12 protein-coding genes are annotated in these 14,557 nt (G+C 76.0%); 3 read left to right on the plus strand and 9 right to left on the minus strand.

Annotated elements, in window-relative coordinates; translation table 11 throughout:
• The first annotated feature begins 76 nt into the window (after positions 1 to 76).
• Together BM414_RS15205 and BM414_RS15210 are read left to right on the plus strand one after the other, a co-directional pair.
• Positions 77 to 694 carry a biliverdin-producing heme oxygenase gene (locus BM414_RS15205; RefSeq protein WP_245784755.1) on the plus strand — a complete coding sequence of 206 codons (618 nt, stop codon included), beginning with the start codon at positions 77 to 79 and terminating at the stop codon, positions 692 to 694.
• Positions 691 to 3,066 carry a SpoIIE family protein phosphatase gene (locus tag BM414_RS15210; protein ID WP_245784756.1) on the plus strand — a complete coding sequence of 792 codons (2,376 nt, stop codon included), beginning with the start codon at positions 691 to 693 and terminating at the stop codon, positions 3,064 to 3,066. Before BM414_RS15205 ends, BM414_RS15210 begins: the two co-directional genes overlap by 4 nt.
• Positions 3,067 to 3,102: 36 nt before the next feature.
• On the opposite strand, the gene BM414_RS15215 is transcribed toward BM414_RS15210, so the two are convergent.
• The 4 genes from BM414_RS15215 to idi all read right to left on the minus strand — a co-directional run bounded on the left by BM414_RS15215 (position 3,103) and on the right by idi (position 5,696).
• Positions 3,103 to 3,357 carry a hypothetical protein gene (locus BM414_RS15215; RefSeq protein ID WP_093580510.1) on the minus strand — a complete coding sequence of 85 codons (255 nt, stop codon included), beginning with the start codon at positions 3,355 to 3,357 and terminating at the stop codon, positions 3,103 to 3,105.
• An 11-nt stretch (positions 3,358 to 3,368) separates the two neighbouring features.
• Entirely contained in the window at positions 3,369 to 4,142 is a 774-nt protein-coding gene (locus BM414_RS15220; protein ID WP_093580511.1) for an SDR family NAD(P)-dependent oxidoreductase, read from the minus strand.
• A gap of 107 nt (positions 4,143 to 4,249) precedes the next feature.
• Positions 4,250 to 5,032, minus strand: a complete 783-nt coding sequence (locus tag BM414_RS15225) for a polysaccharide deacetylase family protein (protein ID WP_093580513.1) — start codon at positions 5,030 to 5,032, stop codon at positions 4,250 to 4,252.
• Positions 5,033 to 5,150: 118 nt separating this feature from the next.
• Positions 5,151 to 5,696 (minus strand): isopentenyl-diphosphate Delta-isomerase, encoded by a 546-nt coding sequence (gene idi, locus BM414_RS15230; RefSeq protein WP_093580515.1) that lies wholly within the window; start codon positions 5,694 to 5,696, stop codon positions 5,151 to 5,153.
• Positions 5,697 to 5,756: 60 nt separating this feature from the next.
• On the opposite strand from idi, the gene BM414_RS15235 reads away from it, so the two are divergent.
• The gene (locus tag BM414_RS15235; RefSeq protein ID WP_093580517.1) at positions 5,757 to 6,590 is read left to right on the plus strand and encodes an alpha/beta fold hydrolase; all 834 of its coding nucleotides are present in this window, start codon (positions 5,757 to 5,759) and stop codon (positions 6,588 to 6,590) included.
• Between the two features lie 3 nt (positions 6,591 to 6,593).
• On the opposite strand, the gene BM414_RS15240 is transcribed toward BM414_RS15235, so the two are convergent.
• The 5 genes from BM414_RS15240 to BM414_RS15260 form a co-directional block, all read right to left on the minus strand.
• Positions 6,594 to 8,027, minus strand: coding sequence for an ATP-binding protein (locus tag BM414_RS15240; protein ID WP_093580519.1), 1,434 nt, complete (start codon positions 8,025 to 8,027; stop codon positions 6,594 to 6,596).
• Positions 8,024 to 9,706: an NAD(P)/FAD-dependent oxidoreductase gene (locus tag BM414_RS15245; RefSeq protein WP_093580521.1), complete on the minus strand. Its 1,683-nt coding sequence runs from the start codon at positions 9,704 to 9,706 to the stop codon at positions 8,024 to 8,026. The genes BM414_RS15240 and BM414_RS15245 overlap by 4 nt, the downstream gene beginning before the upstream one ends.
• The gene (gene nhaA / locus BM414_RS15250; protein ID WP_093580523.1) at positions 9,703 to 12,411 is read right to left on the minus strand and encodes a Na+/H+ antiporter NhaA; all 2,709 of its coding nucleotides are present in this window, start codon (positions 12,409 to 12,411) and stop codon (positions 9,703 to 9,705) included. Before nhaA ends, BM414_RS15245 begins: the two co-directional genes overlap by 4 nt.
• Positions 12,408 to 13,901: an MFS transporter gene (locus BM414_RS15255; protein ID WP_093580525.1), complete on the minus strand. Its 1,494-nt coding sequence runs from the start codon at positions 13,899 to 13,901 to the stop codon at positions 12,408 to 12,410. The genes nhaA and BM414_RS15255 overlap by 4 nt, the downstream gene beginning before the upstream one ends.
• Before the next feature lie 214 nt (positions 13,902 to 14,115).
• Positions 14,116 to 14,517, minus strand: a complete 402-nt coding sequence (locus BM414_RS15260) for a nuclear transport factor 2 family protein (RefSeq protein WP_175551609.1) — start codon at positions 14,515 to 14,517, stop codon at positions 14,116 to 14,118.
• Between the last annotated feature and the right edge of the window lie 40 nt (positions 14,518 to 14,557).

Here is a 14,557-nt window from a genome sequence, read left to right on the forward strand (position 1 = left end):
TCGCACCCCTTCTGCCGCGACGCCGCTCCCGGGGTGACCTACCCTCGGGTGGCTGATGGCTGCGGGAGGAGAGGCGTTGCCTCGAGACGCTGGCGGCGCCGGCGACGTCCTCCGGGACCTGCGCACGGCCACCGCCGCAGAGCACGAACAGGTCGAGGCCACCCTCGACCTGATGGACCCGGCACTGGACCGCGATCGGCTGGTCGACGTCCTCTCGCGGCTGCACGCCTTCTGGTCGGCGGCCGAGGCCGGGCTGGACGACTGGGCCGCCCGGCACCGCGCCGACGCCGCCGCCCTCGACTGGGCGCGCCGCCGCCGCACCGGCCTCTACGCCGCCGACCTGTCCGCCCTCGGCGGCTCGGCCGGCGACGACCGGCCGGACCTGCCGCCGGTCGACGGCACCGACGAGGCGCTGGGCCGGCTCTACGTCCTCGAGGGCTCGACCCTCGGCGGCACGTTCATCGACCGCCACCTCGCCACCGTGCCCGGGCCGGCCGGCGGCCTGCGGGTGCGGGCGTTCAGCCCCTACGGCGAGGACACCGGCGCGATGTGGGCCGCGTTCCGCCGGTTCACCCGGGCGCACGTGGACGGTGGCGGCGACGCCGGACGGGTGGTCGCCGCGGCCCGCCAGACCTTCGCCGTCCTCGCCGAGTGGTGCGCTCCGGCCGCCCGGGTGCAGGGGGCCGACGCGTGACCGAGGTCGAGGCCACGTCCGGTCCCGGCACCGCCGGGGCGGACGTCGCGTGGCTGTCGCCCGGTGAGCCGGTCGACCTGGACAACTGCGCCCGCGAGCCCATCCACGTCCCGGGCAGCGTCCAGCCGCGCGGTGTGCTGCTGGCGGTCAGCGAGCCCGACCTGGTCGTCGTCCAGGCCTCGGAGAACCTGGCCGGGCTGACCGGCGTCGTCTGGTCCGACGCGCTGGACCGCCCGCTGGCCGACGTGCTGGGGGTGGCGCAGACCGAGGCCGTCGTCCGGTCGGCCAGCGCCTTCGGCGACCTGCGCGAGCGCAACCCGCTGGAGATCACCCTCGACGTCGACGGTGACCCGGTGCCGGTGGACGCCATCCTGCACCGGGCGGTGCTCTCCGGCGGCCGCGACGAGCACGGGCAGTCCGACGACGGCGCCCCGCCGCTGACCAACCTCGTCGTCGAGCTGGAGCCGGCGCGCGGGCCGCGGCCGTTCTCCTTCCCGAACACCTACCAGGCGGTGCGCGGCACGGTCACCGAGCTCAACCGGGCCTCGTCGCTGCAGGACCTCTACGACATCACCGCGCGGGCGGTGCGCGCCCTCACCGGCTTCGACCGGGTGATGGTCTACCGCTACGACGCCGACTACAACGGCGAGGTCGTCGCCGAGGCGAAGGTCGAGGGACTCAACTCCTTCCTCGGCCTGCACTACCCCGCCTCGGACATCCCGGCCCAGGCCCGGGCGCTGTACGAGAAGAACTGGCTGCGGCTGATCAGCGACGTCGACTACGAGCCCAGCCGCATCCAGCCGGTCGCCCACCCGGCCACCGGCCGCCCGCTGGATCTCACGTACTCGACGCTGCGCAGCGTCTCGCCGATCCACGTCGAGTACCTGCAGAACATGGGCGTGCGCGCCTCGATGTCGATCTCGCTGCTGCGCGAGGACAGGCTGTGGGGGCTCATCGCCTGCCACCACTACGCCGGCCCGCACCAGCCCCCGTTCGCCACCCGCGCCGCCGCCGAGTTCCTCGGGTCGACGCTGTCGCTGCGGCTGGTCGACCGCACCGCCGAGGACGAGGTGCACCGTGCCCTGCAGGTGCGCTCCACCCTGGCCTGGCTGACCGCGGCCACCCTCGACGAGGACCGCCCGCTGGCCGACACGCTGCTCGGCACCACCAGCCTCCTCGACGTCCTCCCCGCCGACGGCGTCACCGTCTGCCTGCAGGGCAGCACCGGCACCAAGGGCGCCGAGCTGCCCGCCGACGTCGTCGAGCGGCTGGTCTCCTGGGCCGTCGCCCGGGGCAGCGACGTCGTGGCCACCGACGCCCTGCAGGGCGAGGCGCCCGAGCTCGGCATCCCGGTGGACGTCGCCTGCGGCGTGCTGGTGCTCCCGCTGCCCGACGGCCAGCACGTGCTGTGGCACCGCCGCGAGGCCGTGCAGCACGTCGACTGGGGCGGCGACCCGCACAACAAGGCCCTCGCCGAGCGCGAGGGCGACCACGTCCGGCTCAGCCCGCGCAAGAGCTTCGACCGCTGGCGGGAGACCGTCCGCGAGCGCTCCCACCCGTGGACGGCGCAGGAGCGCGCCGAGGTGGTGCAGCTGCGCGGCAACCTGCTCGAGGCCCTCTACGCCCGCTCCCGCAGCATCGTGCGTGCCGCCGAGACGCTGCAGCGCAGCCTGCTCACCGAGCCGCCGCGATCGGAGTCGCTCGAGATGGCGGTGCGCTACGTGCCGGCCACCCGGGAGGCCCAGGTCGGCGGCGACTGGTACGACGTCTTCGTCCAGCCCGACGGCTCGACGATGCTGGTCATCGGCGACGTCGTCGGCCACGACGTGCAGGCCGCCGCGTGCATGGCACAGCTGCGCGGGCTGCTGCGCGGGATCGCCTACGACAGCGGGCACAGCCCCGCGCAGGTGCTCGCCCGGCTCGACGCGGCCATCGACGGGTTGGGCCTGGGCGCCATGGCCACCGTGCTGGTCGGCCGGCTCGAGCAGACCGACGACGAGCGCGCGGCCGGGCTCACCCGCCTGCGCTGGGCCAGCGCCGGGCACCTGCCGCCGCTGGTCGTCGGCCCGGACGGCACGGGCACCACGCTCACCGGCGGCAGGCCCGGCATGCTGCTCGGCGTGAGCCCACAGGCGGTGCGCGCCGACGCCGAGGTGGTGCTCGAGCGCGGCTCGACCGTCCTGCTCTACACCGACGGCCTCGTCGAGCGCCGCGCCGAGGGCTTCGACGACGGCGTCGCCCGGCTCGGCCGGGCCCTCGCCGAGCTGCGCGGGCGGCCGGTCGCCGAGGTGTGCGACGAGGTGCTCGCGCGGATGGTCCCCGACGGCGCCGAGGACGACGTCGCGCTGGTCGCCGTCCGCCTGGCGGGCTGAGCGGACCCCCTCCCGGCCATCGGGAGGGGTCCTCCTTCACTCCGGGTCGGAGAACTCCGCCTCGAGGCCGTCGTCCTGGGGGCCGCCCTCGTCGGGCAGGGGCGCCTCGTCCTCGGCGGCGCGCACCTCGGCCTCGCTGCCGGCCGGCGCGGTGTCGCCGACACCGCGCTCGAGCTCGGCCAGCAGGCGCTCCTCGTCGGGGCGCAGGTCGCCGGCGCCCAGGTGCTCGCCCGGCTGGCCCGCGTCCGAGCCGGAGGCCATGCCACTGTCGGGCAGGTCGGGACCGGTCATCGCAGGCCTCCTCAGCGGGGGAAGTCGGGCTCGAGGCGCGGCACGATCTGCATCTCCGGCACGAACGCCGCGGGGTGCAGCAGCAGCAGCGTGCGGACGGTGTCGGCCACCGCAGACGGCGGCATCATCAGGTGCCCGGGGATGCCCCACTGCTCCATCATCGGCGTGTCCATGGCGGCCGGGATGACGCTCTGCACCCGGCACGGGAACGGCCGCTCGCTGCCGTCCTCCTGCTTCACGGCCTTCTCCCGCAGCTCGCGCTGGATGCAGCGGGTGGCGTTGAGGAAGCCGGCCTTGGAGCCGTTGTAGGCGATCGCGCCGCTGCCCGAGGTGATCGCCGACAGCGACACGACGTGCACGACGTCGGCGCTGCGGCCCTCGGGCAGGTGCTGCACCCGCTTCACGAACTCGCTGGTGAGGAAGATCGGCCCCTCGCAGTTGACCGCCATGACCCGGCGGTAGTCGTCGAGGTCGATGTCGGTGACGTAGCCCGGCCGGTCGATGCCGGCGACGTTGACCAGGACGTCGAAGGCGTCGCCGTGCTGCTCGAAGAGCCGGCCCACCACCGCACGGCGGCTGGCGTCGTCGGTCACGTCGAGCGCGACGACGTCGGCGCTGCCTCCGGCGTCGGCCACCAGCGCGCGGGTGCGCTCGCTGCCGTCGGCGTCGATGTCCGCGACGACGACGTGCGCGCCGGCCCCGGCCAGCGACACGCACGTCGCCCGGCCCAGCCCGCTGGCCCCGCCGGTGACCAGCGCCACGCGGCCCTTGAGCTCCCCTGCCACCCGTTCCTCCGTCCTCCGGCCCCACCGGCCTCGGCCGGCGGGCCGTGATCACGATCCGTTGCCGCCACTCTCGCCGAGACCGCCCGGACGCGCAGGTCGGGACTGGCTCAGGCCGGGGAGGACCAGACGTCGGCGAGGGTCACCGTCTGCAGCTGCCGCGACTCGACGAGGCCCAGCAACTGGTCGAGCACGGTGCTGATGGCCGGCCGGTTGGCGTGGCCGACGATGATCGCCTGCGCGGCGAACCACTGCTGCGCGGCGGCCATGAGCTCCTCGGCGCCGACCGCCCGGCCGTCGTCGAAGGTGCCGTTCCACATCACGGTGGTGGGGTGGCCGACGTCGGCGGCGATCGCGTCGGTGCGCGCGTCGTGCGAGCCGAACGGCGGCCGCCAGAACGGGGTGGCGGTCACGCCGAGGGTGCGGCGCATGGAGTCCTGGTTGCGGCGCAGCTCCTCGGCCACCTCGGCGTCGGACAGGGTGGTCACGTCCGGGTGCGACCAGGTGTGGTTGCCGAAGGCGACCTGGCCGGACTCGACGAGCGGCCACAGGTCGCGGGCGTTGTCCCCCCACGTGCGGTAGCTGCCGTTGGGGAAGAACGTCAGCCGGGTGCCGGTCTCCCGGGCGAGGGTGACCAGCGCCGCGACCACCTCGCCGTCACTGCCGTCGTCGATGGTCAGGGCGAGCTGGTTGCCCGTGCCGGGCAGCCGGTCGACGACGCCGGCCGGCGCGGGGACGGCGACCAGGCCGCCGGGGCCGGTGGGGGTGGCCGGCGCGGACGGCGGCGGGGCGACCGGGGCGGGGGCGCCGAGGTCCATCGCGGCGGCACCGCGGCCCACGGCGGCACCAGCGAGTCCGGTGGCGAGCAGGAGGAGGAAGCCCCGGCGGTCCACGCGGCGGACGCTAGGGCGGCAGGACGGCGCGTCCGGTGCAGCGACACGGGCACGCTGGCGCGCCCGCCACCGTCCGTGGCCGGCCCTTCACCGCCGCCCACGCACGGACGGCGAGCCCTCAGGCGGCAGGGACGAGCCCGGCCTGCTCGATGAGGCGCGCCTGCTCGCGGCACCACGGCGACCACTCGTCGCGCTCGGAGTCCTCCTGGCGACGGCGGAAGGCGCCCCACTCCAGCAGCTCCCACTCCCCCACCTCGCCCGGGTGGGGGTCCGGGGTCCCGGTGTACCGGCCCAGGTAGACCGGGCACACCTCGTTCTCGACGACACCGCGGAACTCCGCCCGGTAGCGGTAGCCGGGCAGGGCCGGGCGCAGGTCGGCCACCTGCACACCGAGCTCCTGCGACGCGCGGCGGGCGATCGCGGCGGGGTCGTCCTCGCCGGGGCCCGGGTGCCCGCACACGGTGTTGGTCCACATCCCTGGGAAGGTCTGCTTGTCCGCGGCGCGGCGCGTGACCAGCAGGCGGCCGTCGTCGGCGAAGAGGTAGGCCGAGAACGCGCGGTGCAGCGGGGTCTCGCCGTGGTGCACCAGCGGCTTGGGCATGGTGCCGATCGGTGTCCCGTCGTCGTCGACCAGCACGATCAGCTCTGCCGCGGTCACCGTCACCGGACCATCCTCCCCGACGGTCGGGGTTCGGGCACGCGCCCGGCCGGGCAAGGCCTGCCCATGCAGCGGTTCGAGCGTGACGGCCTGGTCTTCGACGTCCGTGACGGCGGCCCTCCCGACGGCGAGCCGGTGGTGCTCCTGCACGGCTGGCCGCAGGACTCCTCCGCCTACGACCGGATGGCCCCGGTGCTGCACGGCGCCGGGCTGCGGACGCTGGCGCCCGACCAGCGCGGGTACAGCCCCGGCGCCCGGCCCCGCGGGCGGTCGGCCTACCGGGTGCGGGAGGTCGCCGACGACGTCCTGGCCCTGCTCGACGCCGCGGGCCTGGGCAGCGCGCACGTCGTCGGCCACGACTGGGGCGCCGTCGTCGGGTGGGCGCTGGGCGCCTGGCACCCCGAGCGGGTGCGCACGCTGACCGCGCTGTCGGTGCCGCACCCCGCCGCGATGTCGCGGGCGGTGCTCACCAGCGCCCAGGGGCTGCGCTCGGCGTACGTGGCCGCCTTCCAGGCGCCGGTGCTGCCCGAGCGGCTGCTGCTGGCCGGGAACGGGCGGGCGCTGCGGCAGCTGCTGCTGAGCAGCGGGCTGCCGGCGGACGCCGCCGAGCACTACGTGGCCCGGATGCGCGAGCCGGGCGCCCTGTCCAGCGCGCTGGCCTGGTACCGGGCGCTGCCCTTCGGCGCCCGCGACCGGGTCGGCACGGTGACGGTGCCGACCCTGCACGTGTGGAGCACCGGCGACGTCGCCCTCGGCCGCGCCGCCACCGAGGCCACCCGCGACCACGTGAGCGGCCCCTACCGGCTCGAGGTGCTCGAGGGCGTGCCGCACTGGATCCCCGAGGTCGCCGCCGAGCGGACCGCGGAGCTGGTCGTGGCCCACACCCGCACGGCGGTCTGAGGATCAGCCCGGCACCGGGACCTCCGACAGCGGCAGCCGCACCACGAACCGGGTGTCCCCGGGCCGCGACCGGACCTTGAGCACCCCGCCGTGCCGGGTGGTGACGATGCGCCAGGCGACGTCGAGGCCCAGGCCGGTCCCCTGCCCCACCGGCTTGGTGGTGAAGAACGGCTCGAACACCCGGCGGCGCAGCGGCTCGGGGATGCCCGGGCCGGTGTCGGCGACCTCGACCACGGCGTGGTCCCCGTCGAGCGCGGTGCGCAGGGTCAGCGTGCCCTCCCCCGCCATCGCGTCGAGCGCGTTGTCGATCAGGTTGGTCCACACCTGGTTGAGCTCGGCGGCGTAGGCCGGGACCGGGGGCAGGGCGCGGTCGTACTCCTTGACCACGCGGATCCCGGGGCCGGTCTTCGCGCTGAGCATGACCAGCGTCGCGTCCAGCCCGGCGTGCAGGTCGGTCGCCTGGTGGGGCGTGCGGTCCAGCTGCGAGTACTGCTTGGCCGCGCCCACCAGGTGCGAGATGCGCGAGGTGCTGTCGAGGATCTCGCCCAGCAGCAGCTCGGTCTCGACGGTGTAGGCCAGCCACCGCAGCGCCGGCTCCAGGAAGTCGGCGTCGACGGCGTCGGCCACCAGCTGCAGGGACGCCGGGTCCAGCCCGGCCGGGACGAACACCGCCGCCAGTTCCCAGGGCCGCGCGACGTCGTGGTCGTCGAGCCAGTCGCCGAGCTCGTCCTCGCGGTCCGACCGCTCCAGCGCGCTCAGCTCGACCGCCGCGCCGATGCCCGCGACGAACCGCTCCTGCAGCTCGGTCAGCCGGCGCAGCTGCTCGCCGTCGAAGGTGCCGTCGGCGAGCAGCGCGAGCTTGTGCCGCATCCCGGCCACCCGCTCGCGCAGCGCGGCGGTGGCCCGGGACGCCGCGGCGGCCGGGTTGTTGAGCTCGTGGGTGAGCCCGGCGGTGAGCTTGCCCAGCGCCAGCAGCCGCTCCCGCTGGCCGACCAGCTCGTCGGAGTTCCGGGTGCCCAGGAACAGTCCCTGCAGCAGGTGGACGGCCATCGGGTACCAGCGGCGGAAGACGGCGGCGAACTCCGCGGCCGGCAGCGCCAGGAAGGTGCAGTCGGTCACCGCGCGCACCGTCGCCGGGTAGACCTGGGTGACCTGGTCGCCGAGGTAGAACTGCACCGCGCCGCTGTACACCCCCGGCTGGTCGGTACGCACGGTCTCCACCTCGTCGCGGCCCACGCGCCGGACCATCCGCAGCGTGCCGGTCAGCAGCACGTAGAAGCACTCGGCAGGCTCGCCCTCGGTGGAGACGTCGCTGCCGGCGGGGAAGGCGACGACGTCGCCCGTCTCGGCCACCCAGGCGAGCTGGGCGGCGTCGAGGTCGGCGAAGAGGAACAGCGCGCGCACCTGCGCGGGGTCCAGGCGGGCGGGCGCGGTCACCGCTCCTCCAGGTACCGGTGCACGAGGGTGACCGCCATGGCGCCCTCACCGACGGCGGAGGCCACCCGCTTGACCGACTGGGACCGGACGTCCCCGGCGACGAAGACGCCCGGGACGCTGGACTCCAGGAAGAAGGGGTCGCGCTGCAGCCGCCAGCCCGGGGGCCGCTCGCCGTCGACGAGCAGCTCGGGCCCGGTGAGCACGAACCCGCGCCCGTCGCGGGCCAGCACGCCGTCGAGCCAGTCGGTCCGCGGCTCGGCGCCGATGAAGACGAACAGGTGCGACGTCGGGACGGTCTCCACCCGCCCGGTCCCGTCGGCGAGCTCGATCTCCTCGAGGTGGTCCCCGCCCCGCGCGGCGGTCACGGTGGTGCCGGTGCGGACGACGACGTTCGGGATCTCGGAGAGCTGCTGCACGAGGTAGTGCGACATCGACGCCTCCAGCGAGGAGCCGCGGACGACGAGGGTGACGCAGCTGGCGTGCCGGGAGAAGAACACCGCCGACTGGCCGGCCGAGTTGGCCCCGCCGACGACGTAGACGGGCTGGTCCTCGCAGGCGGCGGCCTCGGTCAGGGCCGAGCCGTAGTAGACCCCGCGGCCGGTGAGGCCGTCGGCGCCGTCGGTGGGCAGCGTCCGGTAGGAGACGCCGGTGGCCAGGACGACGGAGTGCGCGGCGATGCTGCCGCCGTCGGCGAAGTGCACCACCCGGGCCGGGCCACGGACCTCCAGCGCGGTCACCTTCCGGGCGGTGAGCACCTCGGCGCCGAAGCGGGCGGCCTGCCGCCGGGCGCGGTCGGCCAGCTGCCCGCCCGAGACGCCGTCGGGGAAGCCGAGGTAGTTCTCGATGCGGCTGCTCTGCCCGGCCTGGCCGCCGGTGGCCGAGCGCTCGACCAGCACGGTCCGCAGTCCCTCCGAGGCGCCGTAGACGGCGGCGCCGAGGCCGGCCGGGCCGCCCCCGACGACGATGAGGTCGTAGAAGTCGGTGCTCGGCTCGACGGTCAGCCCGACGGCGGCGGCCAGCTGCGCCTCGGTGGGTGCGAGCAGGGCCGGGCCGCCGGGCGGCACCACGACGGGCACGTCGTCCGGGCCGGCGCCGGCCGCGGCCAGGAGCCGCCGGCCGTCGTTCTCCTCGACGCTGTACCACCGGTACGGGACGGCGTTGCGGGCCAGGAAGTCCCGGGCGGCGAACGACGGCGCCGACCAGTGGTGCCCCACGAGCTTGACCTCCTCGACGGCGGCGTCGGGGCTGGCCGCCCAGGTCTCGACCATCGCGTCGACCACCGGGTAGAGCTTCTCCTCGGGGGGCTCCCACGGCTTGAGCAGGTAGTGGTCGACGTCGACGAGGTTGATCGCCTGGATGGCGGCGTCGGTGTCGGCGTAGGCGGTGAGCAGCGCCCGGCGCGCTCGCGGGAAGAGGTCCATCGCCTGCTCGAGGAACTCGATGCCGTTCATCCCCGGCATCCGGTAGTCGGCGAGCATCGCCGCGACGCGGTCCCCGCGCAGCGTGAGCTCGCGCAGGGCCTCCAGCGCCTCCTCGCCGGAGGACGCCCGCACGATGCGGAACCGCTCCCCGTAGTGGCGGCGCAGGTCGCGCGCCACCGCCCGGGACACCCCGGGGTCGTCGTCGACGGTGAGCAGGACGGGACGGGCCCGCGCACCGGCCTCGGGGGTCTGGGTCATGTCTCCTCCTGGGGGACGGGGCCGGGCGGGACGGGCGCGCCGGGTCCGCGGCCGTCCTCGACGAGGGCGGTGAGCTCGGCGTCGGTGGGACGGCGCAGCACGCGCCCGGAGCGCCACACCACCACGGGCAGGTCGTCGTCGGTCACGCCGAGGTCGGCGAGCAGCGCGCGGGCGTCGTCGTCGGTCCCGACGTCGACGACGGCCGCGGTCAGTCCGTGGTGCTCGGCGAAGCGGCGCAGCCGGGCCGTCTCACCCGACGTCCCCCGCCCGACGACGCGCAGGTCGGCCGCGAGCTCGAGCAGCAGCGAGCGGCGGACGAGGAAGGCGCGCAGCACCAGCTCCTCGAGCGCCGGGTCCGCGGCGAAGGCCTGACCGATCCGCGCGTCGGGGACGGTGACCACCTCGGCCGGCCGGAGCACGACGGCGGTCAGGAAGACCGGCCGGTCGCTGAAGAGGTCCAGCTCACCGAGGAAGCGGCGCGCCCCGTGGACCGACACGACCCGCTGGTCGGGATGGCCGTGGTGCTCGACCACGGCGACGGAGCCGGAGAGGACGAGCTGGAACTCGTAGCCCGGGTCGCCCTCCCGGAACAGCGTCTGGCCCGGCTGCCACGTGCGGCGGGTCCCGTACCGCTCCAGCAGGGCCACCTGCGCGTCGCCGAGGCGGGGGAAGGCGCCGTCCCGGTCCGGCGTCTCCGGCAGGTCGGACGGCAGCGGGCCCGCCGGGGGCCGCGCCGGCCCGTCCCGACGGCCGCCGAGCGCGGGCAGCACCCGCGCGCCGACACCGTCGCCCGACGGGTCCGCCACGGGGCCCGCGCCGGTGCCGGCGAGCAGCGCCGCGGCGAGCGAGTCGGCGTCGTGCGGGCCGGTGTGCCGGTGCCCGCCGACGAAGAAGGTCGGCGTGCCCTCGACCCCGCTGGCCTCCGCGGAGTCGACGTCCTCCTGCACCCGGCGGGCGTACCGGCCGGCGCCGAGGTCGCGGGCGAAGCGCGGGACGTCGAGTCCGATGGCCGCGGCGTGCTCGAGCAGGTCCGGCGGGGTGAGCCGGTCCTGCATCGCGAAGAGCCTGTCGTGCATCTCCCAGAAGCGGCCCTGGGCGGCCGCGGCCTCCGCGGCCTCGGCGGCGAGCCGGGCGTGCGGGTGGACGTCGACGAGCGGGAGGTGCCGGAAGACGTAGCGCAGGCGGTCGCCGAACCGCTCGCGGAGCTCCTCGACCGAGCCGGTGGCCCGCCCGCAGAAGGGGCACTCGAAGTCGCCGTACTCCACCAGCGTGAGCGGCGCGTCGGCCGGCCCCCGGACGTGGTCGCGTCCCGGGTCGACGGGCGGGTCGAGCGCCGACGGACGGACGGCCCCGGCGGGCCGGCGCAGGTCGGCGACGCGGAACAGCGCCCAGCCGAGCAGCGCGGCGAGCACCGAGGCCGCGAGCACGCCCACCCGCGCCTGGTCGGCCAGCCGCTCGTCGCCCGTGAAGGCGAGGTCGACGATGAACAGCGAGATGGTGAACCCGATGCCCGACAACGCGGCACCCCCGGCCACCTGGAGCCCGGTGAGGCCGGGGGCGAGCGCGCCGAGCCCCAGCCGCACCGCCAGGCCCGTGCCGGCGAGGATGCCGACGAGCTTGCCGAGGACCAGCCCGGCGACGACGCCGAGTGTCACCGGCGAGGACGCCGCGGCCCGCAGCGTCTCACCGGTCAGCGGGACACCGGCGTTCGCCAGTGCGAAGACCGGCACGATGACGAAGCTCGTCCACGGCTGCCAGAGCTGCTGCAGCCGCTCGCCGGCCGACACCGACCGGTCGATCGACAGCCGCGCCGCCCGCGCGAACCCCGGGTTGGGCGACTGCTGGTAGGCCCGCACGAGCCGGGCGGCGTCGGCGACCTCCTCGCGCCGCGCCGCGTAGGCCGGCGTGAGCAGGGCGATGACCACGCCGGCGAGGGTCGGGTGGACGCCGGACTCGTACATCGCCGCCCACACCGCGCAGGCGAGGACGAGGTAGGCCGGTCCGCGCCAGACCCGCAGGTACCGCAGCCCGAGCATCAGGCCGAGCCCCACCACGGCCAGGCCGAGCGCGAGCAGCTGCAGGTCGTCGGTGTAGAAGACCGCGATGACGAGGAGCGCACCGACGTCGTCGGCGATGGCGAGCGTCAGCAGGAACAGCCGCAGCGGGGCCGGGCAGGACGGGCCGACGAGCGCCAGCACGCCGAGCAGGAAGGCGGTGTCGGTGGAGATGACCACCCCCCAGCCGGAGGCCGCCTCGTCGCCGAGGTTGAAGGCGACGTAGACCAGCGCCGGCACGGCGAGGCCCGTGACGGCGGCCAGAGCCGGCACCGCGGCCCGCCGTCGGTCGGTGAGCTCGCCGATGACCAGCTCGCGCTTGATCTCGAGCCCGACGACGAAGAAGAAGAACACCATGAGCCCGTCGTTGACCCAGTGCTTCAGGTCCAGGGACAGCTCGGTGGCGCCCCAGCGGAGAGCCAGCTCGGTGTGCCAGAAGGCGGCGTAGCTGTCCCCCACCGGGGAGTTGGCCCAGAGCAGCGCCGCGACCGTGGCCGCGAGCAGGAGCCCGGCGCTCCCGGCCTCCGTCCGCAGCGAGCGCCGCAGCGGCGCCACCCGTGCCAGCAGGCCATGACCCCCCGGGGACGACTGGCCCCCCGGGTCCTCCCCACCTCCCGCCGGCCGCAGCGCCGGGACGCTGTCGGTGCTCACCGGGCCGCCTCCCGCGGCGGTCCCGGAACGCGGGGGTGCAGCTGCGGGGCGTCGACGCCGCAGTGCAGGCACTCCTCCACGGCCATCCGGCCCTCGTCCGGTGCGGTCCCGCGACGGGTGGCGGCCAGCGGGCGCCGGACGGCGACGGCGGCCACCAGGGCACCGAGGAGCAGCAGCCCGGCGCAGATGAGCACGGCCGTCCGGAACCCGGACCCGAAGGCGGCCGGGTCGGTGTAGTCGTCGCCGCCGATGCCGGCCACGACGGGGACCACGGCAACCGCGAGCAGGCCGGCCGCGCGCGCCACCGCGTTGTTGACCCCGGAGGCGACGCCGGCGAACCGGTCCTCGGCGGAGTCGAGCACGGTCGCGGTGAGCGGTGCGACCAGCAGCGTGAGCCCCGCACCGAACACCACGGCGGCGGGCAGGACGTCGAGGACGTAGGACGCGTCCTCGCCGATCCGGAGCATGAGCAGCACGCCGGCGGCGGACAGCAGGGGTCCGGCCGTCATGGGCAGCCGCGGCCCGATGCGCTGGGCGAGGGCGCCGGCCCGGGCGGAGAACAGCAGCATGAGCACCGTCACCGGGAGCAGCGAGGTCCCGGCCAGCAGCGGGCTGAACCCCGACACGACCTGCAGCTGCAGGACCAGCAGCACGAACACCACCCCGAGCGGGGCGTAGACCAGCAGCGTCACCCCGTTCGCCGCGGTGAACTGCCGGTCGCCGAACAGGACCGGCGGCACCAGCGGGTGCCGCGACCGGCGCTGGACGACGACGAAGGCCACCAGCGCCGCTGCCCCGGCGACCCCCCAGGCCAGGACACCCGACCCGGCACCGGTCCCGCCGGCGGCGGTCAGCGCGTAGGTCAGGCCGCCGAGGCCGGTGACCACCAGGGCGGTCCCGGTCCAGTCCAGCGACGGCGCGGCGGCGGGGTCGCGCGTCTCGGGGACGTGCTTGGCCGCGACGGCCACGATGAGGACGGCCACCGGGAGGTTGACGAGGAAGACCGCGCGCCAGCTCCACTCGACCAGCCAGCCGCCGAGGAACGGCCCGACGGCGCCGGCGACCCCGCCGAGCCCCGACCACGCGCCGACCGCCGCGGCACGGTCCTCCGCGGCGAAGGACGCCGAGATGATCGCCAGGCTCCCCGGTGTCAGCAACGCTCCGCCGACGCCCTGCAGCGCACGGGCCAGGACGAGGGTCGTCACGTCCGGCGCGAGGCCGCACAGCAGCGAGGCGGCGGCGAACCAGACGACCCCGACGACGAAGACCCGGCGCCGGCCGAACCGGTCGCTGAGCGAGCCGCCGAGCAGGATCAGCGACGCGAGCGTGAGCGTGTAGGCGTTCACGGTCCACTGCAGGCCCGTGAAGCCGGCGTCCAGGTCGCCCCCGATGCGCTCCAGGGCCACGTTGACCACCGTGCCGTCGAGCATCGCCAGGCTCGACCCCAGCACCGTGGTCAGCAGCACCCACCGCCCCTGGGGGGTGCCCATCCGCAGCCCACCCGCCGGGGCCGGTTGCACGCGCGAGGTCACCGGCGAGCCGCCGTCGGTGCCCAGAGCGCCACCCCGACCTCCCACCGGTGCCCGGGCAGCGGCCGATCCGCTGCCGGGAGGCACGTCGACGCTGGCGGATCCCCCTGTGGCGCGAGCCTCGCCCTCCGGGTCGGCCGCTGTCAATCGCCTCCCGCCACGCGGCGGGCGCCCGTCACGAGGCCCGCGTGAGGACCTCGTCGGCGTCGGTCAGGCCGGTGGCGGCGAGGGCGGCGGGCAGGCCGTCGTCGTGCCGCTGGTAGCGGGTGATCGCGCCGCCGGCGACCCGGAAGGACGACGCGACGACGGCACGGCCGCGCCCGGCGCCCGTCCCCGGGTCGGTCCAGGTGGCGTCCTGCTCGACCACGACCGCGTCGCCGGCGCCGCAGAACCGGCGCAGCGGCCGGGAGGTGAAGCCGGCGCGCGCCGGCCACGGCCCGATCACCTCGCGCCCGCGCACGCTGCCGCACGGACCGACGACCTCGACGTCCGGTGCGCACAGGGCCGTCGCGGCGCCGGCGTCGGCCCGGTCCACCGCGACCAGCCACGCCTCCACGACCGCCAGCCGTCCCGTCATGCCGGCGACCGTATCGGCTCCGGGCATGGGCGCCGGCCCG

Source organism: Geodermatophilus amargosae (genome assembly GCF_900116515.1).
Lineage (GTDB): Bacteria > Actinomycetota > Actinomycetes > Mycobacteriales > Geodermatophilaceae > Geodermatophilus > Geodermatophilus amargosae.

Bases quoted from the DNA above. Each gene is read 5' to 3' on its own strand.
- BM414_RS15260 (WP_175551609.1), bottom strand. From the start codon at position 14,517: ATGACGGGACGGCTGGCGGTCGTGGAGGCGTGGCTGGTCGCGGTGGAC.
- BM414_RS15245 (WP_093580521.1), bottom strand. From the start codon at position 9,706: ATGACCCAGACCCCCGAGGCCGGTGCGCGGGCCCGTCCCGTCCTGCTC.
- BM414_RS15235 (WP_093580517.1), top strand. From the start codon at position 5,757: ATGCAGCGGTTCGAGCGTGACGGCCTGGTCTTCGACGTCCGTGACGGC.
- BM414_RS15215 (WP_093580510.1), bottom strand. From the start codon at position 3,357: ATGACCGGTCCCGACCTGCCCGACAGTGGCATGGCCTCCGGCTCGGAC.
- BM414_RS15255 (WP_093580525.1), bottom strand. From the start codon at position 13,901: ATGGGCACCCCCCAGGGGCGGTGGGTGCTGCTGACCACGGTGCTGGGG.